Annotated in this window: 27 protein-coding genes; 17 read left to right on the top strand and 10 right to left on the bottom strand. The window is 64.5% G+C overall.

Annotation, left to right across the window (positions count from 1 at the left end; translation table 11 throughout):
• Positions 1-2 precede the first annotated feature (2 nt).
• Entirely contained in the window at positions 3-500 is a 498-nt protein-coding gene (locus tag ASE11_RS04385) for a GNAT family N-acetyltransferase (protein ID WP_056266758.1), read from the bottom strand.
• Positions 501-564: 64 nt separating this feature from the next.
• Positions 565-1,239 carry a cytochrome b/b6 domain-containing protein gene (locus ASE11_RS04380; RefSeq protein ID WP_056266755.1) on the bottom strand — a complete coding sequence of 225 codons (675 nt, stop codon included), beginning with the start codon at positions 1,237-1,239 and terminating at the stop codon, positions 565-567.
• Between the two features lie 146 nt (positions 1,240-1,385).
• Between ASE11_RS04380 and ASE11_RS04375 the strand changes: the two genes are divergently transcribed.
• The gene (locus ASE11_RS04375) at positions 1,386-1,838 is read left to right on the top strand and encodes a c-type cytochrome (RefSeq protein WP_056266752.1); all 453 of its coding nucleotides are present in this window, start codon (positions 1,386-1,388) and stop codon (positions 1,836-1,838) included.
• 79 nt (positions 1,839-1,917) lie between these two features.
• Here the strand turns inward: ASE11_RS04375 and ASE11_RS04370 are convergent, their stop codons facing one another.
• The gene (locus ASE11_RS04370) at positions 1,918-2,442 is read right to left on the bottom strand and encodes a TlpA family protein disulfide reductase (protein WP_056266747.1); all 525 of its coding nucleotides are present in this window, start codon (positions 2,440-2,442) and stop codon (positions 1,918-1,920) included.
• Between the two features lie 69 nt (positions 2,443-2,511).
• Here ASE11_RS04370 and ASE11_RS04365 point away from each other — a divergent pair, with 69 nt between their 5' ends.
• Entirely contained in the window at positions 2,512-3,213 is a 702-nt protein-coding gene (locus tag ASE11_RS04365) for a DUF4197 domain-containing protein (RefSeq protein ID WP_056266744.1), read from the top strand.
• A gap of 21 nt (positions 3,214-3,234) precedes the next feature.
• Here the strand turns inward: ASE11_RS04365 and ASE11_RS04360 are convergent, their stop codons facing one another.
• Positions 3,235-3,648 carry a thioredoxin fold domain-containing protein gene (locus ASE11_RS04360; protein WP_056266741.1) on the bottom strand — a complete coding sequence of 138 codons (414 nt, stop codon included), beginning with the start codon at positions 3,646-3,648 and terminating at the stop codon, positions 3,235-3,237.
• Positions 3,649-3,659: 11 nt separating this feature from the next.
• Complete coding sequence (locus ASE11_RS04355; protein WP_056266737.1) at positions 3,660-4,925, bottom strand: CaiB/BaiF CoA transferase family protein; 1,266 nt, start codon at positions 4,923-4,925, stop codon at positions 3,660-3,662.
• Between ASE11_RS04355 and ASE11_RS04350 the strand changes: the two genes are divergently transcribed.
• Genes ASE11_RS04350 through ptsP form a run of 5 tightly spaced genes read left to right on the top strand, consistent with a single transcriptional unit; the run spans position 4,924 to position 9,251 of the window.
• On the top strand, positions 4,924-5,547 hold the full coding sequence (locus tag ASE11_RS04350) for a hypothetical protein (protein ID WP_056266733.1): 624 nt from the start codon (positions 4,924-4,926) through the stop codon (positions 5,545-5,547). The two genes, ASE11_RS04355 and ASE11_RS04350, sit on opposite strands and share 2 nt — an antisense overlap.
• Positions 5,544-6,809 (top strand): MFS transporter, encoded by a 1,266-nt coding sequence (locus ASE11_RS04345; protein WP_056266729.1) that lies wholly within the window; start codon positions 5,544-5,546, stop codon positions 6,807-6,809. Before ASE11_RS04350 ends, ASE11_RS04345 begins: the two co-directional genes overlap by 4 nt.
• A gap of 9 nt (positions 6,810-6,818) precedes the next feature.
• Positions 6,819-7,265: a PTS sugar transporter subunit IIA gene (locus tag ASE11_RS04340; RefSeq protein WP_056266726.1), complete on the top strand. Its 447-nt coding sequence runs from the start codon at positions 6,819-6,821 to the stop codon at positions 7,263-7,265.
• On the top strand, positions 7,234-7,503 hold the full coding sequence (locus ASE11_RS04335; RefSeq protein ID WP_056266722.1) for an HPr family phosphocarrier protein: 270 nt from the start codon (positions 7,234-7,236) through the stop codon (positions 7,501-7,503). The genes ASE11_RS04340 and ASE11_RS04335 overlap by 32 nt, the downstream gene beginning before the upstream one ends.
• Entirely contained in the window at positions 7,500-9,251 is a 1,752-nt protein-coding gene (gene ptsP / locus ASE11_RS04330; protein WP_056266719.1) for a phosphoenolpyruvate--protein phosphotransferase, read from the top strand. Before ASE11_RS04335 ends, ptsP begins: the two co-directional genes overlap by 4 nt.
• Before the next feature lie 119 nt (positions 9,252-9,370).
• Here ptsP and ASE11_RS04325 read toward each other — a convergent pair whose 3' ends face one another.
• Positions 9,371-10,207 carry a DMT family transporter gene (locus tag ASE11_RS04325; protein WP_056266715.1) on the bottom strand — a complete coding sequence of 279 codons (837 nt, stop codon included), beginning with the start codon at positions 10,205-10,207 and terminating at the stop codon, positions 9,371-9,373.
• Between the two features lie 104 nt (positions 10,208-10,311).
• Between ASE11_RS04325 and ASE11_RS04320 the strand changes: the two genes are divergently transcribed.
• Both ASE11_RS04320 and ASE11_RS04315 read left to right on the top strand, forming a co-directional pair.
• Positions 10,312-11,478 carry a galactosyldiacylglycerol synthase gene (locus tag ASE11_RS04320; protein WP_056266711.1) on the top strand — a complete coding sequence of 389 codons (1,167 nt, stop codon included), beginning with the start codon at positions 10,312-10,314 and terminating at the stop codon, positions 11,476-11,478.
• 49 nt (positions 11,479-11,527) lie between these two features.
• On the top strand, positions 11,528-12,391 hold the full coding sequence (locus ASE11_RS04315; protein ID WP_056266708.1) for a UDP-2,3-diacylglucosamine diphosphatase: 864 nt from the start codon (positions 11,528-11,530) through the stop codon (positions 12,389-12,391).
• Between the two features lie 6 nt (positions 12,392-12,397).
• Here the strand turns inward: ASE11_RS04315 and lipA are convergent, their stop codons facing one another.
• From lipA to ASE11_RS04295, 4 genes are read right to left on the bottom strand one after another with little or no spacing between them, the layout of a single operon-like run.
• The gene (lipA, locus tag ASE11_RS04310) at positions 12,398-13,426 is read right to left on the bottom strand and encodes a lipoyl synthase (protein ID WP_056266704.1); all 1,029 of its coding nucleotides are present in this window, start codon (positions 13,424-13,426) and stop codon (positions 12,398-12,400) included.
• Between the two features lie 26 nt (positions 13,427-13,452).
• Complete coding sequence (gene lipB, locus ASE11_RS04305; RefSeq protein ID WP_235501191.1) at positions 13,453-14,094, bottom strand: lipoyl(octanoyl) transferase LipB; 642 nt, start codon at positions 14,092-14,094, stop codon at positions 13,453-13,455.
• Positions 14,095-14,141: 47 nt separating this feature from the next.
• Positions 14,142-14,426, bottom strand: coding sequence for a DUF493 family protein (locus ASE11_RS04300; RefSeq protein ID WP_156406230.1), 285 nt, complete (start codon positions 14,424-14,426; stop codon positions 14,142-14,144).
• A gap of 14 nt (positions 14,427-14,440) precedes the next feature.
• Positions 14,441-15,340 (bottom strand): aminotransferase class IV, encoded by a 900-nt coding sequence (locus ASE11_RS04295; RefSeq protein WP_056266694.1) that lies wholly within the window; start codon positions 15,338-15,340, stop codon positions 14,441-14,443.
• A 132-nt stretch (positions 15,341-15,472) separates the two neighbouring features.
• Between ASE11_RS04295 and ASE11_RS04290 the strand changes: the two genes are divergently transcribed.
• The 8 genes from ASE11_RS04290 to atpD all read left to right on the top strand — a co-directional run bounded on the left by ASE11_RS04290 (position 15,473) and on the right by atpD (position 22,374).
• Positions 15,473-16,006 (top strand): ATP synthase subunit I, encoded by a 534-nt coding sequence (locus ASE11_RS04290; RefSeq protein ID WP_082585513.1) that lies wholly within the window; start codon positions 15,473-15,475, stop codon positions 16,004-16,006.
• A 27-nt stretch (positions 16,007-16,033) separates the two neighbouring features.
• Positions 16,034-16,903, top strand: a complete 870-nt coding sequence (gene atpB / locus ASE11_RS04285) for a F0F1 ATP synthase subunit A (protein WP_056266686.1) — start codon at positions 16,034-16,036, stop codon at positions 16,901-16,903.
• An 80-nt stretch (positions 16,904-16,983) separates the two neighbouring features.
• On the top strand, positions 16,984-17,229 hold the full coding sequence (gene atpE / locus ASE11_RS04280) for a F0F1 ATP synthase subunit C (protein WP_009519254.1): 246 nt from the start codon (positions 16,984-16,986) through the stop codon (positions 17,227-17,229).
• A 128-nt stretch (positions 17,230-17,357) separates the two neighbouring features.
• Entirely contained in the window at positions 17,358-17,828 is a 471-nt protein-coding gene (locus tag ASE11_RS04275; protein WP_056266864.1) for a F0F1 ATP synthase subunit B, read from the top strand.
• 29 nt (positions 17,829-17,857) lie between these two features.
• Positions 17,858-18,391, top strand: a complete 534-nt coding sequence (locus ASE11_RS04270) for a F0F1 ATP synthase subunit delta (protein WP_056266682.1) — start codon at positions 17,858-17,860, stop codon at positions 18,389-18,391.
• Between the two features lie 54 nt (positions 18,392-18,445).
• A complete protein-coding gene (gene atpA, locus ASE11_RS04265) occupies positions 18,446-20,002 on the top strand; it encodes a F0F1 ATP synthase subunit alpha (protein WP_056266677.1) in 1,557 nt (518 codons plus the stop codon).
• A 31-nt stretch (positions 20,003-20,033) separates the two neighbouring features.
• On the top strand, positions 20,034-20,900 hold the full coding sequence (gene atpG, locus ASE11_RS04260; protein ID WP_056266673.1) for a F0F1 ATP synthase subunit gamma: 867 nt from the start codon (positions 20,034-20,036) through the stop codon (positions 20,898-20,900).
• 43 nt (positions 20,901-20,943) lie between these two features.
• Complete coding sequence (gene atpD, locus ASE11_RS04255; protein ID WP_056266669.1) at positions 20,944-22,374, top strand: F0F1 ATP synthase subunit beta; 1,431 nt, start codon at positions 20,944-20,946, stop codon at positions 22,372-22,374.
• Positions 22,375-22,410 lie beyond the last annotated feature (36 nt).

Here is a 22,410-nt window from a genome sequence, read left to right as displayed (position 1 = left end):
ATTCAGAGATCGACCTTGAGGTAGTGGGCGCCTGGAATGGGGTTGTGATAGTAGGGCGCCACCTCGACAAAGCCCGATTCCTGGTAGAGGGCGCGCGCGGTTTCCATGTCGCTGAGCGTGTCCAGCAGCATGGTGGTGTACCCAGCGAGCCGTGCGTCGCTCATGACCCGATCGACCAACAGGCGGCCGAGTCCGAAGCCCCGGAACGCACGGCGCACGAACAGGCGCTTCATCTCGCACGCGTCAAGGTGGTCGGTGTTGGTGAGGGCGCGAAAGGCGCAGCAGCCTGCGGGTTCACCGCCCACGCTGGCCAGAAAGATGGAGCCTGCAGGCTCCGCGTATTCGCCAGGCAGACCCGCCAGTTCGGCTTCAAAACCCTGAAAGCACAGATCGATGCCCATGTCGGCCTGGTAGTCCAGGAACAGCGACCTGACCGTGGTCAGGTCGTCGGGAAACCGGGCCAGTCTGAGCGTGACGCTGGCAGTCTCGGAAGATTTCATGCGGGGAAGAGCGGGCTGGGCTGAATGAGCGGCAGGGCGCCCACTATACGACAGGCGCTGCGCGTCAGAACGCGTTTCCCAGACTGACCAGCCAGGTCACTGCGCCACCACACAGTGCCAGCACCAACAGCGCGAGCGCACGCGAAGAGGCCGAATCATGGGTCTCGGGAACGCTCACGGCGCGGGTCACTTGTTTGTCGCCGACCACCATCGGACGGATCAGGTTGTCCTTCTTCACCCATTTGTAAAAGAAGACGGCGGCGACGTGCAGGATCACCAAACCGATCACGATGAACTTGCCCACGTTCTTGTGGTAGCTCGTCGCCAAGGCCACGGTGTCGCCGGAGACGAAGCGCACGAGCGGGCCGAAGAAGGCGATCTCGTCGTCGCTCATCAGTCCCGTGCTCACCTGCGCCAGGAGGACGGCCAGCAGCACAAACACCGACAGTGCGCCCAAGGGCGTGTGACCCACCCGGTGCTCGGGTTGTGCCTGCCCGCGCAGGTAGGCAATGACCGTCGATGGTGCAAACAGGAAACTGCCGAAGCGCGACCAGTGTCCGCCCACGAAACCCCAGACCACGCGGAACAGCAGAAGTGCCAGCACCGCGTAGCCCAGGCGCATGTGCCAGTTAATCCAGTTGCCGCCGATGTTCGCGGTGATCACAAGGCCCACGACGGCGGCGGCGAGCAGCCAGTGGAACAAGCGGGTGGGCAGGTCCCAGACGCGAATGGTTTGCATGGTTGAGTGGAGGGAGTTCAAAGAGGAGTGGAGCCGCGGACGTCGAGACAGTTCCGACGGAACTTAACGCCGGCCCGGACACTCACCCGCTGGTAGCGGTTTCGCTACGTTTTGTATCAAAAATTCAACCACGCTCAGGAGTGCTCATGAAGTTTCTCGCCCCGTTGGCCATGGCCGTTGCGATCACCAGCCTGTCTGCCCCGGCATTCGCCCAGTTCCAGAAGCCCGAGGATGCTGTCAAGTACCGCAAGGCCGCCTTCACCGTGATGGCCAGCCATTTCGGACGCGTTGGCGCCATGGTCAACGGCCGCGTGCCATTCGACCCGAAGGTGGCGGCCGACAGCGCGGCCATTGTCGAGACGATGAGCAAGCTGCCGTGGGAGGGGTTTGGCCCGGGCACCGACAAGGGTGACATACGCGCGCTCCCCGCCATCTGGACCGAGCAGGCGAAGTTCAAGGAAGGCGCAGACAAGCTGCAGGTGGAGACGGCCAAGCTGAGCGCTGCTGCCAAGACGGGCAACCTGGACGCCGTGAAAACGGCCTTCGGCGCCGTGGGTCAAACCTGCAAAGCCTGCCACGACGCCTACCGCAAGGATTGATCTCGATCGCGGTCTGAACCGCCATGCAAAAAGCCGGGTCTTGGGGCCCGGCTTTTTGTTGTCTGGCGCCTGGCAAGTTTCAGGTCTGGGCCAGCAGTTTCTCGATGAGTTGGTGCAGGGCGGCGAAGTCGGGCTCGCCCACAAAGCGCTTGACGATGCGGCCCTGCTTGTCAACCAGGTAAGTCGTGGGCGTGAGCTTGACGTCGCCCCACTGCTGAGCGATCTCACCGGTGTTGTCCAGCGCCACCTTGAAGGGCAGCTGGCGGCTCTGCGCGAAATTGAGCACCCAGTTGGGTGGGTCGTACTCCATGGCCACGGCCACGGTGTCGAATCCCTGGGCCTGGTACTTGTGCCAGGTGGCCACGATCTGCGGCATTTCCTTCACGCAGGAGACGCAGGTGGTGGCCCAGAAATTCACCAGGGTCACCTTGCCCTGGAGGTCGGCGGTGGTGGCCTTGGAACCGTCGAGCAGCACGAAGGTGGAGTTGGGGGCAGCTTCGCCGCCCGCGCAACCCGCGAGTCCCAGCACGGCGGCGGCACCCAGCGCGGCGGCGGTGGCCAGGCTGCGACGGCGCAAGAGGCCGGGTCGGTCAAGTTCGGTCATTGTTTTTTCACTTCCCGGGGGCTACATTGCCCCACGTCGTTCGTTCATCAGCATCTCAGGAGACACCGCATGCAGCGCCGCCAGTTTACCCAGTCCACCGCCGCCCTCGGCCTCCTCATCCTGGCCGCCCACCAGCAGGCGCGGGCCTTGTCGCTGGGCGATCTCACGGAAGCTGATGCCAGCAAGGGCATCAAGGTGGCTCTGGAAAAAGGTGCTTTGGCGGCCGTGGCGCTGCTGGGCAAGACCGATGGATTCCTCGGCAACCCGAAAGTTCGGATTCCTTTGCCCGGTTTTCTGGAAGATGCGTCCAAGCTCCTGAAACTCACAGGCCAAGGCAAGCGCGTGGACGAACTGGTCACCAGCATGAACCGCGCGGCCGAGGCCGCCGTGCCCATGGGGCGTGATCTGCTGGTGAACGCGGTCAAGTCCATGAGCGTTTCGGACGCCAAGAACATCCTGGGCGGTGGCGACAATTCGGTGACCCAGTTCTTTGCCGACAAGACGCGCTTGCCACTGGGCGAAAAATTCCTGCCCATCGTCACCCGGGCCACCGAAAAAGTGGGCTTGGCCAACCAGTACAACAAGGTGGCGGGCAAAGCGGCGGGCATCGGGCTGGTCAAGGCCGAAGACGCCAACATCCAGAAATACGTGACCGGCAAGTCGCTCGACGGCCTCTACACCATCATCGGCGAGGAAGAACGCAAGATTCGCCAAGACCCGGTGGGCACCGGCAGCGCCATCCTCAAGAAGGTGTTCGGTGCAATAAAGTAAGCGCCTGCTGACGTCGCGTGTTCAGTTTTTCTTGAGCTTGGCTCGCGCCTCGGCCAGACGTGCATTCAGGTACTCGCCGTAGAAGTCGGGCACGGCCACACCCACCAGGCGCTCGGCGAGCTCCTGGCCATCGGGGCCGAAGAACATCACGGTGGGCGTGAAACGCGCCTTCCAGGCCCGGGCCTGATCGGCCGGTGTCGTCGTGTCGCCCGCAAACCCCTGCAGGTTGGACTGCCGGTCCTGCACGTCGATCTGCACCGCCACCAGCTCGCCGTCGCGGCGCATGGGTGCCAGGTAGTTGTTGCGCACCAGTTCGCAGTACACGCAGCCTTTGAGCGTGGTCATGACCACCAGCGGCTCACCGCGTGCGGCGGCGGCCTGGGCGGCGCCGCGCAGCGAGACGGGTGTGGGCAAGGTCGGTGCAGCGGTGGCCATGGTCGCCTGGGTCAGACCGCGCCGCTGCGTTGCAGCGCGGCCAGTTGTTCGGGCGTGCTGCCCAGCCAGTCGCCCAGCACCTCGGCCGTGTGCTGGCCCAGCAACGGTGGCGGCAGGTCGTTGCGCACGGGGGTGGCGCTGAGCTTGAGCGGGCTGGCGACCAGATCAACCTGATCGGCCAGCGGGTGCGACCAGCGCTGCACCATGCCGCGCGAGAGCACGTGTTCGTCGGCAAACACCTCGGCCAGGTTGTTGATGGGTCCGCAGGGCACCTTGGCCGCTTCCAGTGCGGCGAGCCAGTCGGCCTTGGTGCGGGTCTTGAGAATGGTTTCCAGCAGCGGCACCAGCACGGCGCGGTGGCGCACCCGGTTCTGGTTCTGCGCAAAGCGCGCGTCGGTGGCCAGTTCGGGCTGGCCCGCCACGGCACAAAACTTGGCGAACTGGCCGTCGTTGCCCACCGCCAGGATGATGTGTTGCGCCAGACCCTGGGTATCGGGGGCGACCTCGAACACCTGGTAAGGAACGATGTTGGCGTGGGCATTGCCCGCACGACCCGGCACCTTGCCGTCGTCGCGGCCGCGCACCAGGTAGTTGGCGCCCAGGTTGGCCAGCATGGCCACCTGGGTGTCGAGCAGCGCCATGTCGATGTGCTGGCCCTCGCCCGTGCGCTCGGCGTGGCGCAGCGCGGCCTGGATGGCCACGGTCGCGTACAAACCAGTGAACAGATCCGCCACCGCGACCCCCACCTTTTGTGGGCCACCGCCGGGCAGGTCGTCGCGCTCGCCGGTCACGCTCATCAGACCGCCCATGGCCTGGATCGCGAAGTCGTAGCCCGCGCGCTCCTTGTAGGCGCCGGTCTGGCCGAAGCCGGTGATGGAGCAGTACACCAGCCGGGGGTTGAGGACGCGAAGGCTGTCGAAGTCCAGACCGTAGCGCGCCATGTCGCCGACCTTGTAGTTCTCGACAAACACGTCGGCCTTGGCGGCGAGTTCACGGATCAGCGCCTGGCCTGCCGGCGTGGCGATGTCGCAGGTGATGGAGCGCTTGTTGCGGTTGGCGCCCAGGTAGTAGGCGGCCTCGGCGGTGTCGGCGCCGTCGCGCCCGCGCAGGAAAGGTGGGCCCCAGCCACGCGTGTCATCACCCCCAGGGTGGTTGTGGCCGGGCGGGCGTTCAACCTTGACCACATCGGCGCCCAGATCGGCCAACGTCTGCGTGCACCAGGGGCCGGCGAGCACGCGGGACAAATCGAGTATGCGGATACCATCCAGAGCATTCATGTTTGCCATTGTGCTCGACGCTGTGGGCACCGCGGTGTCCCCGCTGTGGCGTGCCTCTCTCCATCCCATGTCTTCACCTGCATCCCACCGCGCCATGTGCCGACCTTGGCCCATCGGCGTGCTGATGGCCCTGGCGCTGACCGCCTGCAACCCCACCTTCAACTGGCGTGAACTGCGCCCCGAGGGCACGCCTGTGCAGGCGCTCATGCCGTGCAAGCCCGAGACTGCCGAGCGCTCGGTGCCTTTGGGTGGCGCACCCACGGTGCTGCACATGCACAGCTGCAAGGCTGGGGGCCTCACCTTTGCCCTGGCCTGGGCCGATGTGCAAGACGCCGCTGCAGTGCCCGCCACGCTCACCGATTGGCAACGCGCCGCGCTCGCAGCCATCCGCGTCGACCCGGCACTGCAGGCCGATCCGGCGCACCGCTGGGCAGCCACTGTGGCCGGTTCGACGTTGGCGCAAGGCATCACCGCGCTGGGCATCGATCCGCAAGGTCAGCCGGTGCAGAGCCGCGCGGTGTACTTCGCGCGGGGCTCGCAGGTGTTCCAGGCGGCGATGTATGGCGTTGCGCCCAGTGACGAGGTGAGCACCACGTTTTTTGATGGACTGAAGCTGCCATGACCCGCGCACCGACACACGCCGCCGGCGACGCGCTGGGGACGCGGGCCGCGATCATCGTCTTCCTGACCTTTGCGATCGCGTATTTTTTCTCGGCGCTGGTGCGAGCCATCACGGCCACGCTCTCGCCCACGCTGAGCGCGGAACTGGACCTGAACGCTGGCGACCTCGGGTTGTTGGCCGGCGGTTACTTTCTGGGCTTCGCAATGACCCAGTTGCCCCTGGGCAACTGGCTGGACCGCCACGGTCCGCGCAAGGTGATCCTGGCATTTCTCACCGTGGCGGTGCTCGGCTGCATGGCCTTTGCGCTGGCCACGAGTTTCTCGGGTTTGCTGGCCGCGCGCATGCTTACCGGCATGGGCGTGAGCGCCTGCCTGATGGCGCCGCTCACCGGCTTTCGCCGCTGGCTCACGCCCGCCACGCAGCTGCGGGCGAACTCCTGGATGCTCATGACCGGATCGCTGGGCATGGTGGCCGCCACCTTGCCGGTGCAGTGGCTCATGCCCTACACCGGCTGGCGTGGATTGTTCTGGATGCTGGCCGGGCTGATTGGGCTGTCGATGGTGGGCATCGCGCTCATCGTGCCGCGCTGGCGCCAGGCGGCGCCGCCCTCGCTGCAGGATCCACCGTCGGATTCAAAGGGCTACGGCTTCATCTGGCGCAACGCCTATTTCCGCCAGATGCTGCCGATCGGCTTCGTCAATTACGGCGGCATGGTGGCGGTGCAGACCCTGTGGGCGGGGCCGTGGATGGTGAAAGTGGCGGGCTACACCCCGCAGCAAGCGGCCACCGGCCTGTTCGGCATCAACCTGTCGATGCTCTGCACCTTCTGGCTCTGGGGCGTGGTCAGCCCCAACCTGGCGCGCCGCGGTCTGCGGCCCGAGCGGCTGATCGCCTGGGGTCTGCCATCGAGCTTCGCCGTGCTGACGGCCATCGTGTTGCTGGGCTCGGACGCGGGCTGGGAGTTGTGGGCGCTGTTCTGCGTGACCAGCACCTTTGTGTCGTTGTCTCAGCCCGCTGTGGCGCTGGCCTTGCCCGCCGAGGCGGCGGGTCGTGCGCTGTCGGCCTACAACCTGGCCATCTTCGGCGGGGTGTTTGGTGTGCAATGGGGCATTGGCCTGCTGATCGAAGCACTCATGGTGTTCGGCTGGAGCGAAGCCGATCGCTACCGCGGCGCCATTGCGATCTTTGGTGTGTGTTGCGTCTTCGCCTACCTCGCTTTCTGGCGCGCCTGGCGTACCCGCCCCAGAGCGCAGGCCGGCTAAACTGCATCCATGAACGGCATCCTCATCATCGCGCACGCACCCTTGGCTTCGGCCTTGCGTCAGTGCGTCATGCATGTGTTCCCCGACAGCACCGAGGCTATCTCGGCGCTGGATGTCCAACCCAACGTACCGCCCGAAGAATCGCTGGCACAGGCGCGCGCGCTCATGCGCCAGATGCACCTGCCGCAAATCCTGGTGGTGACCGACGTGTTCGGCGCCACGCCGTGCAATGTGGCGCAAAAACTGATCGACGGCATCAACTCCAAGTTGATTACGGGCGTGAACCTGCCCATGCTGCTGCGCACCGTGTCGTACCGCCACGAGTCATTGGACGCGCTGATCTCGCGCGCCATGATCGGCGCCACGCAGGGGGTGATTCAGGTGGCGGTGACCGCTCCGCAGAACCAGGCCAGACGAGCCACCCATGATCAAGACCACCGTGACCATCAGCAATAAGCTCGGGCTGCACGCACGCGCCTCGGCCAAACTCACCAAACTCGCTGGCAGCTTTGCCAGCGATGTGTGGATGTCGCGCGGCGACCGCCGCGTGAACGCCAAAAGCATCATGGGCGTGATGATGCTGGCGGCGGGTCTGGGCAGCACGGTCGAGGTCGAGACCATCGGGGCCGATGAACAGGTCGCGATGGATGCGCTCATCGCGTTGATCAACGACAAGTTCGGAGAGGGTGAGTGAGTTTCAGCGTTCACGGTCTGGCCGTCTCCCGGGGCATTGCCATCGGGCGCGCGGTGATCGTGGCGTCGAGCCGCATCGACGTGGCGCACTACTTCGTGCAGACCGAGCAGGTCGACGGCGAGATCGAGCGGCTGCGCCATGCGCGCAACGAGGTCGCAGCCGAAATCCTGAAGGTGCAGCAGAGCCTGCACGACCTGGGTCCTTCGGACGCGCACCCCGAACTCACCGCCTTGCTCGACGTGCACCTGATGCTGCTGCAGGACGAGCAGCTCACCAACGGCGTGAAGCACTGGATTGTCGAGCGCCACTACAACGCCGAATGGGCGCTCACCACCCAGCTGGAGGTGATCGCGCGCCAGTTCGACGAAATGGAAGATCCCTACTTGCGAGAGCGCAAGGCCGATCTGGAGCAGGTGGTCGAGCGCATCCTGCGGGTGATGCGCGGCGTGACGTCCCCGGTGGGTGTGGGCCAGCCGCGCCCCGGGCAGGACAGCGCGGTCGACGTGCCGCTGGTGCTCATTGCGCACGATCTCTCGCCGGCAGACATGCTGCAGTTCAAGCAGAGCGTGTTTGCCGGCTTCGTCACCGACGTGGGCGGCAAGACCAGCCACACCGCCATCGTCGCGCGCAGCATGGACATCCCGGCGGTGGTCGGCGCGCGCTCGGCCAGCCAGTTGATTGAGCAGGACGACTGGGTCATCATCGACGGCGATGCCGGCGTGGTGGTGATCGACCCCTCGCCCATCCTGCTGGCCGAATACGGTTTCAAGCAGCGCCAGGGCGAAGTCGAGCGCGAGCGCCTGTCGCGCCTGAAGAACACGCCCGCCGTCACGCTCGACGGACAGAAGATAGAACTGCTGGCCAACATCGAACAGCCCGAGGACGCCGTGGGCGCCCTCAAGGCCGGAGCCGTGGGCGTGGGCCTGTTCCGCAGCGAGTTCCTCTTCATGGGGCGCAACGGCAAACTGCCCGACGAGGAAGAGCAGTACCAGGCCTACAAACGCGCGGTCGAGGGCATGCAGGGCTTGCCGGTGACCATTCGCACGGTGGATGTGGGGGCCGACAAGCCCTTGGACCGTGTGGCCCAACGCGCTGGCGAAGACCACCTCAACCCGGCACTGGGCCTGCGCGCCATCCGCTGGAGCCTGGCGGATCCGGCCATGTTTCTCGCGCAGTTGCGCGCCATCCTGCGCGCGGCCGCGCACGGGCCGGTGCACCTGCTCATTCCCATGCTCGCGCACGCGAGCGAAATCCGCCAGACGCTCGCTCTGGTGCATCGCGCCCGCGAACAACTGGAGGCCGCGGGTGTGCGCCAGGGGGTGGTGAAGCTGGGCGCCATGATCGAAGTGCCCGCGGCGGCGCTCACCATTCCGCTGTTTCTCAAGCACTTCGACTTCCTGTCGATCGGCACCAACGACCTGATCCAGTACACGCTGGCGATCGATCGCGCCGACGAAGCCGTCTCGCACCTCTATGACCCGGTGCACCCTGCCGTGCTGCACCTGCTGGCCAACACCATCGCGCAGTGCCACGAGCAGGGCAAGGGCGTGAGCGTGTGCGGTGAAATGGCGGGCGACGTGGCCATGACGCGCCTGCTGCTCGGCCTGGGCCTGCGCAGTTTTTCCATGCACCCTTCGCAGATCCTTGCGGTCAAGCAACAGATATTGCGTTGCGACACGACAAGGCTGCAGACGTGGGCGCAGACCGTGCTGGCGGCGGAAGATCCCGCAGCACTGATGACCGACTGAACGTTGGCCCCCACGCTCCGCCGCTGCGCGGGTCGCTGCCCCAGGACGGGGAAGGGCCCCGGTCCTTGCCGGGTCCGGGGGCTGATCCGGCTTGGGGCGGCCCGACGCCGAATCGTCAGTCAGCGTCGCGTGGCGATCACCGCCGCGCCCACGATCATCAGCGCCGCCAGTCCGATCGCCGGACTCGGCATCTCTGAGCGAACCAGCAGCAGTGTCAACGTGGAGAGCAGCGGCGTGAGAAAGCTCAACACGCCGATCTGACGCGCGTCGCCACGCTTGAGTGCCGCATCCCACAGAAAGAACGCACCACCCAGCGGTCCCAGGCCCAGCACGGCGATGAGCAGCATGTCCTGGGTCGAGAGCGAGACGGCGGGCTCCAGCAGCGCGTGGCACAGCAGCGAGAGCGCGCCCGAGAGCAGCGCAAAGCTGCCGATGGCAGCGGTGGGGAAGGCGCGCACACGCTTCGTCATCAGTGAGTAGCTGGCCCAGATGAAGGCCGAGGCCAGCGCCGGGATGTAGCCCCAGGCCCAACGGGTGTCGCCCGCATCGCCCGCGCCGCCGAGGATGGCCAGCGCCGCGCCAGCAAAACCCAGCAGGGCGGCAAAGACGTGCCGGCCGGTGAGCGATACGTCCCGCAGGAACAGCGGCGCCATCACCACGATGCCCAGCGGCCAGAGGTAGTTGACCAGGTTGGCCTGCACCGGCGGCGCATGGCGCAGGGCGATGAAGAGCAGGAAGTGGAAGCCGAACAGGCCGTAGACCCCGAGAGCCAGCGTGCTGAGGGGCACGCGCCACTGGCGGAAGTCGAAGCGCGAGAGCGGCAACGCGATCAGGCTGCCGACCAGCAGCGAGAGCCCGGTGAGCAGAAAGGGCGGCACGTGCGACAGGGCCACACCGAGTGCGGCGAGGGAGGCCCACAGCGCGATCGCGCCCAGGGCAAGGAGGTTGGCGTTCATGCGGATAGGTTACCGCGCCGTGCGTGCATTGACGTGAGTGCGGCGTCACACGCACGTCATTGTGTCGTCATGCGGTCGTCGCAGCGGCATCGCACCATCGCCGCATGCTCAATGTCGATCTGGTCTGGTTCAACGCAGGTGGCGGTCACCGTGCCGCCGCCGAGGCGCTGTCACTGGCCATCGAGGCCCAAGGCTTGCCTTGGCGTGTGCGCAAGGTGAACTTCACCGAAGTGATCGACCCGGCGGGTCGGTTCCGCCGCGTCATGGGCTTCGATCCCGAAGACCTCTACAACAAGCGCCTGGCCAGCGGCTTCACGCTGGGTCTCTCGCAAGAGCTCAAGCTGCTGCAGCGCGCCATCCGCTGGAGCCACCCCCTGCTGGTGGAGCGGCTGGCCGCTCACTGGCGCGAGACGAAGCCCGACATGGTGGTCTCGCTGATTCCGAACTTCAACCGCGCGCTGCACGACAGCCTGGCCCTGGCTCAACCGCAGACGCCGTTCGTCACGGTGTTGACGGACATGGCCGATCACCCGCCTGTGTTCTGGGTGGAGCCGGGCACCGGACAGTATGTTGTTTGCGGCACGGCCCATGCACACGCGCAGGCGCTGCAGGCCGGGGTTCCCTCGGCGCAGGTGCACCGTGTCAGCGGCATGCTGCTGCGCCCCACTTTCCACGCACCAGCGCCGCTGGACCGCGCCCGCGAGCGGGCTGCCCTGGGGCTGGACCCTGCACGGCCGGTGGGGCTGGTGATGTTCGGTGGCGAGGGTTCACGCGCCATGAAGCGGATCGCTGCGGCGTTGCCCGATGTGCCGCTGATCCTGCTGTGCGGCCGCAACGAGGCGCTGGCCCAGTCGCTGCGTGCCATGCCTGCGGTGGCGCCGCGCGTGGTGGTGGGCTTCACGCCCGATGTGGCGCGCTGGATGCAGCTGGCCGATTTTTTTGTCGGCAAACCAGGTCCTGGTGCCATCAGCGAGGCGGTGCAGATGGGGTTGCCCGTCATTGTTGCGCGCAACGCCTGGACCATGCCGCAGGAGCGGTGGAACACCGAGTGGGTGCGTCAGCAAGGCGTGGGCCTGACCCTGCGCAGTTTCAGCCAGATTGGTGTCGCGGTGGGCCAGCTGCTGCCCCGGCTGGCGGAATTTCAGCGCCGCGTCGCCGCCGTCGAAAACCGCGCAGCGCTGGAGGTGCCGCAGCGTCTGGCGGCCATCCTGAAGGCGCGGCATGCAGCCGTGGCGCAACCATTGGCCGAGCCCGCGCTGTCATGCGATTGACGCCGAATCTTCATTGACGCGTCGCAAGCGATCTTCAAACTGAACCTCCATGCGACGAGATCTCCTTCCTTTGCTGGGCCCTGCGGACTCAACGGACGCCGATGTGGATGCGCCCGATGGTTTGCGCGTGCGCACCGTGTGGATATCGGACCTGCACCTGGGCACGCCGGGCTGCCAGGCGATTCCACTGCTGGATTTCCTCAAGCGCGTGGAGTGCGACACGCTCTACCTGGTGGGCGACATCATCGACGGCTGGCAACTCAGACGACAGTGGTACTGGCCGCAGTCCCACAACGATGTGGTGCAGAAGCTGCTGCGCAAGGCGCGCAAAGGCACGCGGGTGGTCTTCGTGCCGGGCAACCACGACGAGTTCGCACGCAAGTACCTGGGGCACAACTTCGGTGGTGTGGAAGTGGTTGAGGAAGCCATCCACAAGACCGCGGACGGGCGTCTGTTGTGGATCACGCACGGCGACTACTTCGATGGCGTGATCCAGTGCGCCCAGTGGCTGGCCCATGTGGGCGACTGGGCCTATGAGCTCACCTTGCGCATCAATCGACACCTCAACTCCACGCGCGCCCGTCTTGGGCTGCCGTACTGGAGCCTGTCGCGCTACCTCAAACTCAAGGTCAAGCGCGCGGTGAGCTATGTGAGCGACTTCGAGGACGCGGTGGCGCGCGAGGCGCGTGAGCGAGGCGTGCACGGCGTGGTGTGCGGGCACATCCACCACGCCGAGATCCGCACGATCGACGGCATCCTGTACTGCAATGACGGCGATTGGGTGGAGAGCCTCACGGCCTTGGTCGAACACGCCGATGGTCGGCTCGAAATCCTGGACTGGTCGGGTTTGCCGAGCCAGCCGGCTGCCAAGGTGCTGGGCACCGCCCCCGCCCTGCAGCCTGCGGTGGTCTGAACCGGCTCAGCGTGCGGTGTTGAGCACGTCGTGCGCCTGCTGGTCGGCGTGGTACGAGCTGCGCACCATCGCGCCCACAGCGGCGTGGCTGAAACCCATCTTGTAGGCCTCGACCTCGAACATCTTGAAGGTGTCCGGGTGCACGTAGCGGCGCACCGGCAGGTGGTGGCCGCTGGGCGCGAGGTACTGGCCGATGGTGAGCATGTCGATGCCGTGCGCGCGCATGTCACGCATGACCTCCAGAATTTCTTCGTCCGTCTCGCCCAGGCCGACCATCAGGCCGCTCTTGGTCGGCACGTCGGGGAACAGCGCCTTGAACTTCTTGAGCAGGTTCAGGCTGAACTGGTAGTCCGAGCCCGGACGCGCTTCCTTGTACAGGCGTGGCACGGTCTCCATGTTGTGGTTCATCACATCGGGCGGTGCTGCCTTGAGGATCTCAAGTGCGCGGTCATCGCGGCCGCGGAAGTCGGGCACCAGCACCTCGATCTGCGTCTGCGGCGACAGGGCTCGCGTCTTCTCGATGCAGGCCACGAAATGGCCGGCACCGCCATCGCGCAGATCGTCGCGGTCCACGCTGGTGATCACCACGTATTTCAGCTTGAGCTGCGCGATCGTCTTGGCGAGGTTGTCGGGCTCATTCACGTCCAGCGGGTCGGGGCGCCCGTGGCCCACGTCGCAGAACGGGCAGCGCCGCGTGCACTTGTCGCCCATGATCATGAAGGTGGCCGTGCCCTTGCCGAAGCACTCGCCGATGTTGGGGCAACTCGCCTCCTCGCACACCGTCACCAGCTTGTTGGCGCGCAGGATGTCCTTGATTTCGTAGAACCGGGTGGTCGGGCTGCCTGCCTTGACGCGGATCCACTCCGGCTTCTTCAGTACCTCGGCCGGCACGATCTTGATGGGGATGCGCGCCGTCTTGGCCTGGCTCTTCTGTTTGGCGGTGGCGTCGTAGCTGGCGGCGGGCTGGGCTTCGCGCACCGTGGTGTCTGCGGTGGCAGCGGCGGTTTCAGGGGCGGGCGTGTCGGTGCGGTTCATGGCGGCGGCGCGGATCGCGCTTGAAGTCAGGGTGAGAGGGTGGCGCTGAGCTTCTGGCCCAGCACGTGCGCGGCCTCGTCCCAGGAAACCGCCACCCCGATTGTAGAAAGGTCCACCGTCCGCAGGCCCATGTAGCCGCAGGGGTTGATGCGCTCGAAGGGTTGCAGGTCCATCGCCACGTTGAGCGCCACACCGTGGTAGGTGCAATGCCGGCTGACCTTGATGCCGAGCGCGGCGACCTTGCCCAACCCGGTGAAGTCGGGCTCTGGCGCTGGCTCCCCGGGCACGCGCCGCTGTGGGCGCTGCGGCAACATGGCGTGGCTGAACGGATCGTCCAGCCGCACGTAGATGCCTGGCGCTCCCGCCACCCGGTGGCCCGTCACCTGGAACGCGCCCAGCGTGCGGATCACCGCTTCTTCGACCCGGTAGACGAACTCCTTGACGTAGTAACCCGCGCGCTGCAGGTCGATCAGCGGATACGCCACCACCTGACCGGGGCCGTGGTAGGTCACCTGTCCGCCGCGGTTGGTCTGCACAACGGGGATGGTGCCCGGGGCGAGCAGGTGATCTACGCGCCCGGCCAGGCCCTGGGTGAAGACGGGCGGGTGCTCGCAGATCCAGAGTTCGTCGGGGGTTTCGGACCTGCGCTCGGCCGTGAAGGCCTGCATGTCTTTGTAAGTGGTGTCGTACGGCACCTGACCGAGTGAACGAATGTTCACAAGACGATCTTGACCATCGGGTGTGTGGTCAGCGTGCGGTAGAGCTCGTCGAGCTGTTCGCGGCTGGTCACGTGCACGCTCAACGTCAGTCCCATGTAGTTGCCCGCCTTGCTGGGGCGCTGCTCCACAGTGCCGGGGTCAAAGGTGGCATCAAACGCCTTGGCCACGTGCACCATGGCATCGATGAAGCCCTCCACATTCGCACCCATCACCTTGATGGGAAATTGCGTGGGGTACTCGATGAGCGATTGTTCGGGCGGAATCTCGCGGGGTTGTTCCATGGTGTTTCTCCAGTTCATGCCGTCAGAGCGGCAACGGCGTGCTGGTAACCAGCGTACAGGCGTGTGTAGGTGAGGCCGGGTCGGCCCTGACCCACAGGCTGACCATCCAGGCGGGTGACGGGCAGCACTTCCTTGGTGGCCGATGACAGCAGCAGCTCGTCGGCATCGAGCACCTCGGCGCGCGTGATGGGGCGCAACTCGAACCGCAGACCCTGAGCCCGGCAGATCTCCTCGATCAGCCCGAAGCGGATGCCCTCCAGCACGAGGTTGTCTTTGGGCGGGCCCATGACCACACCGTTCTTCACCACCCACACGTTGCTCGAAGCGGCCTCGCTCAGGTGCTCGCCGCGGAACATCACGGTTTCCACGGCGCCGGCGTCCACGCTGATCTGGCGCGCAAACACCGCGCCCAACAGACTGGTGCTTTTGATGTGAGCCTTTTCCCAGCGGAAATCGTCGGCCGTGACACAGGCCACGCCGTGCTCGCGTTGCTCAGGGGTGGCCAGCTTCATTTCGCTGGCCATCACGAACACGGTTGGCATGAGACCGGCTGGCATGGCGTGATCTCGCACGGCCACGCCCCGGGTGACCTGTATGTAGATCAACTGATTGACTGCGCCCTGGGTGTCTCGCAGCGACTGCGACAGGTGCTGCGCAACAGACGCCCACTCGGCGCGAGGCAACGGATTGGCGATGCGCAGTTCGGCCAGCGACCGGTCCAGGCGTGCCATGTGCTGTTCGAACCGGAACGGTCGAGTGGCGTAACAGGGCAGCACCTCGTACACACCGTCGCCAAATATGAAGCCTCGGTCCAGCACACTGACCCGAGCATCACGCAACGCGGTGAACTCCCCGTTGAGGTAGCAGAGGGTGTCGGGCAGATCGGGAGGTGTGCCCCAGTTCGCAGCATTCATCAAAAGATTATCGGTGGCAGCGCCAGCGATGCACAGGCAAGCGCTGCTCAGCCTTGACGGAGCCATGGGGTTTCTACGTATAATCAGCGGCTTTGCGAACGTCGCCCAACCGTAACCTGTCTGTAACCTTCCATGTCGACAATGCAACGCGTCGACCCGGAGTCGCAGACCCAAAGCCCGGCCGAGAGCCCGGCTGATTGGGAAGATGGTGCGCAAGAGCCCGAATTCAAGCCGCTGACGCGCGAGGAAGCGCAACAGTGGCGAGCCAGCCAGCCGCACTTCTCGTTGTGGCGTCTGGTGGTCGTGCAGTTGCTGGTGGGGTTGGCTGCTGGCGCGCTGGCTGGGTTGTTCACGCAATCGGCTTCGGTGGCGTGGTCGGTCCTGTACGGCGCGGCAGCGGTGGTGGTGCCCTCGGCCTTGATGGCCTACGGCCTGACTTCCAGTGCGTTGAGCCGCCTGTTGGCGGGTTATGCGCAGGCTGCATTTGCTGGTTTTTTGTTGTGGGAGGGGGTCAAAGTTCTGCTGGTGGTGGCCATGTTGTGGTCGGCCCCCTGGATCGTCCCCGAGCTGAATTGGATGGGCCTGTTGGCAGGCCTGGTGTTGGTTCTCAAGGTGTACTGGTTTGGATTCTGGATCCAGACCCGGCGCGCAAATCTAAACGGTTGAATTTCCGACAAATCGGTGCAAACGAACATGGCAACTGAAGGCAGCGCTCTGACCCCTGGCGAATACATCCGCCACCACTTGGTTCATTTGTCCAACAAGAAGCAAGAGTCGATCGTCGACTTTTCGATCATCAACATCGACTCGGTGATCGTGAGTTCCTTGATCGGTGCTCTGGTCTGCTTCGTGCTGTGGCTTGCCGCTCGCAAATCCACCGCCGGTGTTCCTGGTCGGTTCCAGGCGGCCGTGGAGATGCTGGTTGAAATGGTCGACACGCAGGCCAAGGCGGTCATTCACAACGCGCACAGCCGCAAGCTGGTGGCGCCTTTGGCGCTGACGGTGTTTGTCTGGATCTTCATGATGAACTTCATGGACATGCTGCCGGTTGACCTGTTGCCTTCCATCTGGCATGCCGCCGGCCCTGCCATGGGCTACCCCGACTACCTGCGCGTGGTGCCCACCGCCGACCTCTCCACCACGCTCGGCCTGTCCGTTTCCGTATTGATGATGTGCCTGTTCTACAACATCAAGATCAAGGGCATCGGCGGCTGGACGCACGAACTCGTTACCGCACCCTTCGGCACCAGCAAGAACCCCATCTGGGCGGTGCTGCTGGGCCTGGTCAACTTCCTGATGCAAATGATCGAGTTCGTGGCCAAGACGGTCTCCCACGGCATGCGGTTGTTCGGAAACATGTTCGCGGGTGAGTTGGTCTTCATGCTGATCGCGTTGCTGGGAGGCTTTGCTTCTCTGTCGCTCGGTGGTGGACTTTTCTTCGTTGGACATGTGATCGCAGGCACGGTATGGACCTTGTTTCACATTCTGGTCATCACCTTGCAGGCGTTCATTTTCATGATGCTGGCCCTGATTTATCTCGGGCAGGCGCATGACGCTCACTGATCTGCGCGGCCTGTCCTCGCTCTGAGTTCTCGTTTCTCTCTTTCCTTTTCTCAACTTTCGTTCATCTCATAGGAGTCATCATGGAAAACGTTCTGGGTCTTGTCGCACTGGCTTGCGGTCTCATCGTCGGTCTGGGCGCCATCGGCGCATCCATCGGCATCGCGCTGATGGGCGGCAAATTTCTGGAATCGTCGGCCCGTCAGCCCGAGCTGATGAACGACCTGCAGACCAAGATGTTCATTCTGGCCGGTCTGATCGATGCCGCCTTCCTGATCGGCGTGGCCATTGCCCTGCTGTTCGCCTTCGCCAACCCCTTCACGCTGTAATCGGGTTTGCTGCCCGAGGCGGCGCGTGTGTGGGCCGTGATCAGAACCCCTGATCTGTCTGGCCTTCCTCCGCGCTCTTGGGCAACAAGTGCGTCACCACTCTTGTCAACACACAGAAAGGCGTTGCGATGAACATCAATGCAACCCTCTTTGCGCAAGCCATCGTCTTTGCGATCCTGGTGTGGTTCACGATGAAATTCGTGTGGCCCCCGATTGCCAAAGCGCTCGATGAGCGTGCGTTGAAGATTTCCGAAGGGCTGGCGGCTTCTGAAAAAGCCAAGTCCGAACTGGCCGTGGCCAACAAGCGGGTGGAAGAGGAGTTGAGCAAGTCGCGCAACGAGTCCGCTACCCGTCTGGCCGATGCCGAGCGCCGTGCGCAAACCGTGATCGAAGAGGCCAAGGCGCGTGCGACCGATGAAGCCACCAAGATCGTGGCTGCCGCTCACCAAGAGGCCGAGCAGCAGGTCGTGAAGGCCCGCGAAGCCCTGCGCGAGCAAGTCGCCGCGCTGGCCGTCAAGGGTGCCGAGCAGATCCTCAAGCGCGAAGTCAACGCCGGCGTTCACGCCGAGTTGCTGGGTCGCCTGAAGACCGAGCTTTGATCCACCGACACGGCATTCAAAGGTAAACCATGGCCGAAATCGCCACCATTGCCCGCCCATATGCGGAAGCGCTGTTCCAGGCCTCTGGCTCTGGTGCGGCAGGCACCGCCGCCTGGCTCGACGAGCTGGCGTCGGTGGCTGCCGATGAGCAGCTTCGCCAATACGCCGACAACCCCAGGACCACGCCCGAACAGGTGTTCAGCCTGGTCACCGGTGTGATCAAGACGAGCCTGCCCGCGATGGCGCAGAATTTCCTGCGCACCGTGATCGACAGCGGCCGTCTGGCCGCGCTGCCTGAAATCGCGGATCAGTTCCGCGCCTTGAAGAACGCGCAGCAAGGTGCCTTTGATGCGGTGGTCTACAGCGCTTTTGCGATCGACAGCGCCGCGTTGGCCGATCTCTCCGGCGTGCTGGAAAAGCGCTTTGCCCGCAAGCTCAACCTCCAGGTCGAACTGCAGCCCGAGCTGATCGGCGGCATTCGCGTGGTGGTGGGCGACGAAGTGCTCGACACCTCGATCAAAGCCCGCCTGGAACACATGAAAACCGTCCTGACCGCGGCCTGACCGCTGTCACCCCGCGCCCGCCTGCTCACCATTTAACGAAAGAAGGAAAGAGTCATGCAACTCAATCCCGCCGAAATTTCCGAACTGATCAAGTCCCGCATCGAGGGACTGGGCACATCGACCGATGTGCGCAACCAGGGCACCGTGGTGTCGGTGACCGACGGTATCGTCCGCGTCCACGGCCTGTCCGATGTGATGCAGGGCGAGATGCTGGAATTCCCGGCCAACAAGGACGGCGTGCCTTCCTTTGGCCTGGCGCTGAACCTGGAGCGCGACTCCGTGGGCGCCGTGATTCTGGGTGAGTACGAGCACATTTCCGAAGGCGAGACCGTCAAGTGCACGGGCCGCATCCTGGAAGTGCCGGTCGGCCCCGAGCTGATTGGCCGTGTGGTCAACGCCCTGGGCGCTCCGATCGACGGCAAAGGCCCGATCAACGCCAAGATGACCGACGTGATCGAGAAGGTGGCACCCGGCGTGATCGCCCGCAAATCGGTGGACCAGCCGGTGCAGACCGGCCTGAAGTCTATCGACTCGATGGTGCCGGTGGGCCGTGGCCAGCGCGAGCTGATCATCGGCGACCGCCAGACCGGCAAGACCGCTGTGGCGATCGACGCGATCATCAACCAGAAGGGTCAGAACATGACCTGCGTTTACGTCGCGATCGGCCAGAAGGCCTCGTCGATCAAGAACGTGGTGCGCGCTCTGGAGCAGGCTGGCGCGATGGAATACACCATCGTCGTGGCCGCTTCGGCTTCCGAATCCGCTGCCATGCAGTACCTGTCGGCCTACTCTGGCTGCACCATGGGCGAGTACTTCCGCGACCGCGGCCAGGACGCCCTGATCGTGTACGACGACCTGTCCAAACAGGCTGTGGCTTACCGCCAAGTCTCGCTGCTGCTGCGCCGCCCACCAGGCCGCGAAGCCTACCCAGGCGACGTGTTCTATCTCCACAGCCGTCTGCTCGAGCGTGCCGCTCGTGTGAACGCCGACTACGTCGAAGCCTTCACCAAGGGTGAAGTCAAGGGCAAGACCGGCTCGCTGACCGCACTGCCCATCATCGAAACGCAGGCCGGTGACGTTTCCGCTTTCGTGCCGACCAACGTGATCTCCATCACCGACGGCCAGATCTTCCTGGAAACCAGCCTGTTCAACGCCGGTATCCGCCCTGCCATCAACGCCGGTATCTCGGTGTCGCGCGTTGGTGGTGCTGCCCAGACCAAGCTGATCAAGAGCCTGTCCGGCGGTATCCGTACCGACCTGGCCCAGTACCGTGAACTGGCTGCGTTCGCGCAGTTCGCTTCCGACCTGGACGAAGCCACCCGCAAGCAGCTCGACCGCGGTGCCCGCGTGACCGAACTGCTCAAGCAGGCCCAGTACAGCCCACAGTCGATCGGTCTGATGGCGTCCACGCTGTTCGCCGTGAACAAGGGTTACCTGGACGACATCGAAGTCAAGAAGGTGCTCTCGTTCGAAAACGGCATGCACGCTTTCCTCAAGGACAAGCATGCAGCCCTGCTTGCCAAGCTGGAAAACGACAAGGCCATGGACAAGGACGCGGAAGCCCAACTGGCAGCAGCCATTGCTGACTTCAAGAAAACCGGCACCTACTGATCCGGCCCATTGACTTCTTAGAGGAAACACAATGGCAGCAGGCAAGGAAATACGCGGCAAGATCAAATCGGTGGAGAACACCAAGAAGATCACCAAAGCCATGGAAATGGTCGCCGCCTCCAAGATGCGCAAGGCGCAGGAACGCATGCGTGCGGCCCGGCCTTACGCGGAGAAAGTGCGCCAGATCACCGGCAACCTGAGCCGAGCCAACCCCGAGTACACGCACCCCTTCATGCAGACCAACGACTCCAAGGTCGCCGGTTTCGTGGTGGTGACGACCGACAAGGGTCTCTGCGGCGGTTTGAACACCAACGTCTTGCGTGCGGTGACCACCCAGCTCAAGGACCTGCAAGCCCGGGGACAGACGGCTGAAGTGGTCGCCATCGGCAACAAGGGCCTGGCGTTCATGAACCGCATCGGCGCCAAGGTGGTTTCCAGCGTGACCGGTCTGGGCGACACCCCGCACCTGGACAAGCTGATTGGCCCGGTGAAGACGCTGCTGGATGCGTACACCGAAGGTCGCGTCAACGCCGTCTACGTGTGCTACACCAAATTCATCAACACGATGAAGCAGGAGTCGGTGGTCGAGCAGCTGTTGCCGCTGAATGCGGGCACGCTGCACAACGGGGCCGGTGGCCGCGACTGGGACTACATCTACGAACCCGATGCACCGGCCGTCATTGATGAGCTGTTGCTGCGCTACGTGGAAGCCCAGGTCTACCAGGCCGTGGCCGAAAACATGGCGTCCGAGCAGTCCGCGCGCATGGTGGCCATGAAGGCCGCCACCGACAACGCCGGCAGCGTCATCAGCGAACTCAAGCTGGTCTACAACAAGACGCGCCAGGCTGCGATCACGAAAGAGCTTTCGGAAATCGTAGCCGGCGCCGCAGCGGTCTGAAGCAGCTGCCCAACAGAATCCGAGAAACGAAAAGGTACCCATCATGTCTCAAGCTACCGCACAAATGAACACCGGTGTTCAGGGCAAGATCGTTCAGTGCATCGGCGCCGTCGTGGACGTGGAATTCCCACGCAGCCAGATGCCCCGCGTGTACGACGCCCTGAAAATGGAAGGCTCTGCCTTGACGCTGGAAGTCCAGCAGCAGTTGGGCGACGGCGTTGTCCGCACCATCGCGCTGGGCTCGTCCGACGGCCTGCGCCGCGGCATGGTGGTGACCAACACCGCCCAGCCGATCATGGTGCCCGTGGGCAAGGCCACGCTGGGTCGCATCATGGACGTGCTCGGCGCGCCCATCGACGAGCGCGGTCCGGTTGACCAGGCGCTCACCGCTTCCATCCACCGCAAGGCCCCGGCCTATGACGAGCTGTCGCCTTCGCAGGAGCTGCTGGAAACCGGCATCAAGGTGATCGACCTGATCTGCCCGTTTGCCAAGGGCGGCAAGGTGGGTCTGTTCGGTGGCGCCGGCGTGGGCAAGACCGTGAACATGATGGAACTCATCAACAACATCGCCAAGGCCCACAGCGGTCTGTCGGTGTTCGCCGGTGTGGGTGAACGCACCCGCGAAGGCAACGACTTCTATCACGAGATGGCCGACTCCGGCGTCGTGAATCTGGAGAACCTGGGTGAGTCCAAAGTGGCCATGGTGTACGGCCAGATGAACGAGCCTCCAGGCAACCGCCTGCGCGTGGCCCTGACCGGTCTGACCATCGCCGAGTCGTTCCGCGACGAAGGCCGTGACGTGCTGTTTTTCGTGGACAACATCTACCGCTACACGCTGGCCGGTACCGAAGTGTCCGCCCTGCTGGGTCGCATGCCTTCCGCCGTGGGCTACCAGCCCACGCTGGCCGAAGAGATGGGCCGTCTGCAGGAGCGCATCACCTCCACCAAGGTCGGCTCGATCACCTCCATCCAGGCCGTGTACGTGCCAGCTGATGACTTGACCGACCCGTCTCCCGCCACGACCTTCGCTCACCTGGATTCCACCGTGGTGCTGAGCCGTGACATCGCTTCGCTGGGCATCTACCCCGCGGTCGATCCTCTGGACTCCACCAGCCGCCAGCTGGATCCACTGGTCGTGGGTCAAGAGCACTACGAAACCGCCCGCGCCGTGCAGAACACCCTGCAGCGCTACAAGGAATTGCGCGACATCATCGCCATCCTGGGCATGGACGAACTGGCACCGGAAGACAAGTTGGCCGTGGCCCGCGCGCGCAAGATCCAGCGTTTCCTGTCGCAGCCGTTCCACGTGGCGGAAGTGTTCACCGGTTCGCCCGGCAAGTACGTGACGCTGGCCGAAACCATTCGTGGTTTCAAGATGATCACCGCTGGCGAGTGCGATCACCTGCCTGAGCAGTCGTTCTACATGGTCGGCACCATCGACGAAGCCTTTGAGAAAGCGAAGAAGATGGCCTGAGCCAGCTAAGGCGGCGACTGGCTTTTGCCGGTCGCC

It is taken from the genome of Hydrogenophaga sp. Root209 (assembly GCF_001428625.1).
Classification (GTDB): domain Bacteria; phylum Pseudomonadota; class Gammaproteobacteria; order Burkholderiales; family Burkholderiaceae_C; genus Hydrogenophaga.
Note: the sequence above shows the minus strand (reverse complement) of the source record. Positions and strands in the feature narration are given on the sequence as shown.

Bases quoted from the DNA above. Each gene is read 5' to 3' on its own strand.
- ASE11_RS04370 (WP_056266747.1), bottom strand. From the start codon at position 2,442: ATGACCGAACTTGACCGACCCGGCCTCTTGCGCCGTCGCAGCCTGGCC.
- ASE11_RS04385 (WP_056266758.1), bottom strand. From the start codon at position 500: ATGAAATCTTCCGAGACTGCCAGCGTCACGCTCAGACTGGCCCGGTTT.
- ASE11_RS04355 (WP_056266737.1), bottom strand. From the start codon at position 4,925: ATGAATGCTCTGGATGGTATCCGCATACTCGATTTGTCCCGCGTGCTC.
- atpE (WP_009519254.1), top strand. From the start codon at position 16,984: ATGGAAAACGTTCTGGGTCTTGTCGCACTGGCTTGCGGTCTCATCGTC.
- lipB (WP_235501191.1), bottom strand. From the start codon at position 14,094: ATGCAGGCCTTCACGGCCGAGCGCAGGTCCGAAACCCCCGACGAACTC.
- ASE11_RS04365 (WP_056266744.1), top strand. From the start codon at position 2,512: ATGCAGCGCCGCCAGTTTACCCAGTCCACCGCCGCCCTCGGCCTCCTC.
- atpD (WP_056266669.1), top strand. From the start codon at position 20,944: ATGTCTCAAGCTACCGCACAAATGAACACCGGTGTTCAGGGCAAGATC.
- ASE11_RS04340 (WP_056266726.1), top strand. From the start codon at position 6,819: ATGAACGGCATCCTCATCATCGCGCACGCACCCTTGGCTTCGGCCTTG.
- ASE11_RS04350 (WP_056266733.1), top strand. From the start codon at position 4,924: ATGTTTGCCATTGTGCTCGACGCTGTGGGCACCGCGGTGTCCCCGCTG.
- ASE11_RS04325 (WP_056266715.1), bottom strand. From the start codon at position 10,207: ATGAACGCCAACCTCCTTGCCCTGGGCGCGATCGCGCTGTGGGCCTCC.
- ASE11_RS04295 (WP_056266694.1), bottom strand. From the start codon at position 15,340: ATGAATGCTGCGAACTGGGGCACACCTCCCGATCTGCCCGACACCCTC.
- ASE11_RS04380 (WP_056266755.1), bottom strand. From the start codon at position 1,239: ATGCAAACCATTCGCGTCTGGGACCTGCCCACCCGCTTGTTCCACTGG.
- ASE11_RS04270 (WP_056266682.1), top strand. From the start codon at position 17,858: ATGGCCGAAATCGCCACCATTGCCCGCCCATATGCGGAAGCGCTGTTC.
- ASE11_RS04315 (WP_056266708.1), top strand. From the start codon at position 11,528: ATGCGACGAGATCTCCTTCCTTTGCTGGGCCCTGCGGACTCAACGGAC.
- atpG (WP_056266673.1), top strand. From the start codon at position 20,034: ATGGCAGCAGGCAAGGAAATACGCGGCAAGATCAAATCGGTGGAGAAC.
- ASE11_RS04375 (WP_056266752.1), top strand. From the start codon at position 1,386: ATGAAGTTTCTCGCCCCGTTGGCCATGGCCGTTGCGATCACCAGCCTG.
- ASE11_RS04345 (WP_056266729.1), top strand. From the start codon at position 5,544: ATGACCCGCGCACCGACACACGCCGCCGGCGACGCGCTGGGGACGCGG.
- ASE11_RS04300 (WP_156406230.1), bottom strand. From the start codon at position 14,426: ATGGAACAACCCCGCGAGATTCCGCCCGAACAATCGCTCATCGAGTAC.
- atpA (WP_056266677.1), top strand. From the start codon at position 18,446: ATGCAACTCAATCCCGCCGAAATTTCCGAACTGATCAAGTCCCGCATC.
- lipA (WP_056266704.1), bottom strand. From the start codon at position 13,426: ATGAACCGCACCGACACGCCCGCCCCTGAAACCGCCGCTGCCACCGCA.
- ASE11_RS04320 (WP_056266711.1), top strand. From the start codon at position 10,312: ATGCTCAATGTCGATCTGGTCTGGTTCAACGCAGGTGGCGGTCACCGT.
- ASE11_RS04360 (WP_056266741.1), bottom strand. From the start codon at position 3,648: ATGGCCACCGCTGCACCGACCTTGCCCACACCCGTCTCGCTGCGCGGC.
- ASE11_RS04275 (WP_056266864.1), top strand. From the start codon at position 17,358: ATGAACATCAATGCAACCCTCTTTGCGCAAGCCATCGTCTTTGCGATC.
- atpB (WP_056266686.1), top strand. From the start codon at position 16,034: ATGGCAACTGAAGGCAGCGCTCTGACCCCTGGCGAATACATCCGCCAC.
- ASE11_RS04335 (WP_056266722.1), top strand. From the start codon at position 7,234: ATGATCAAGACCACCGTGACCATCAGCAATAAGCTCGGGCTGCACGCA.
- ASE11_RS04290 (WP_082585513.1), top strand. From the start codon at position 15,473: ATGTCGACAATGCAACGCGTCGACCCGGAGTCGCAGACCCAAAGCCCG.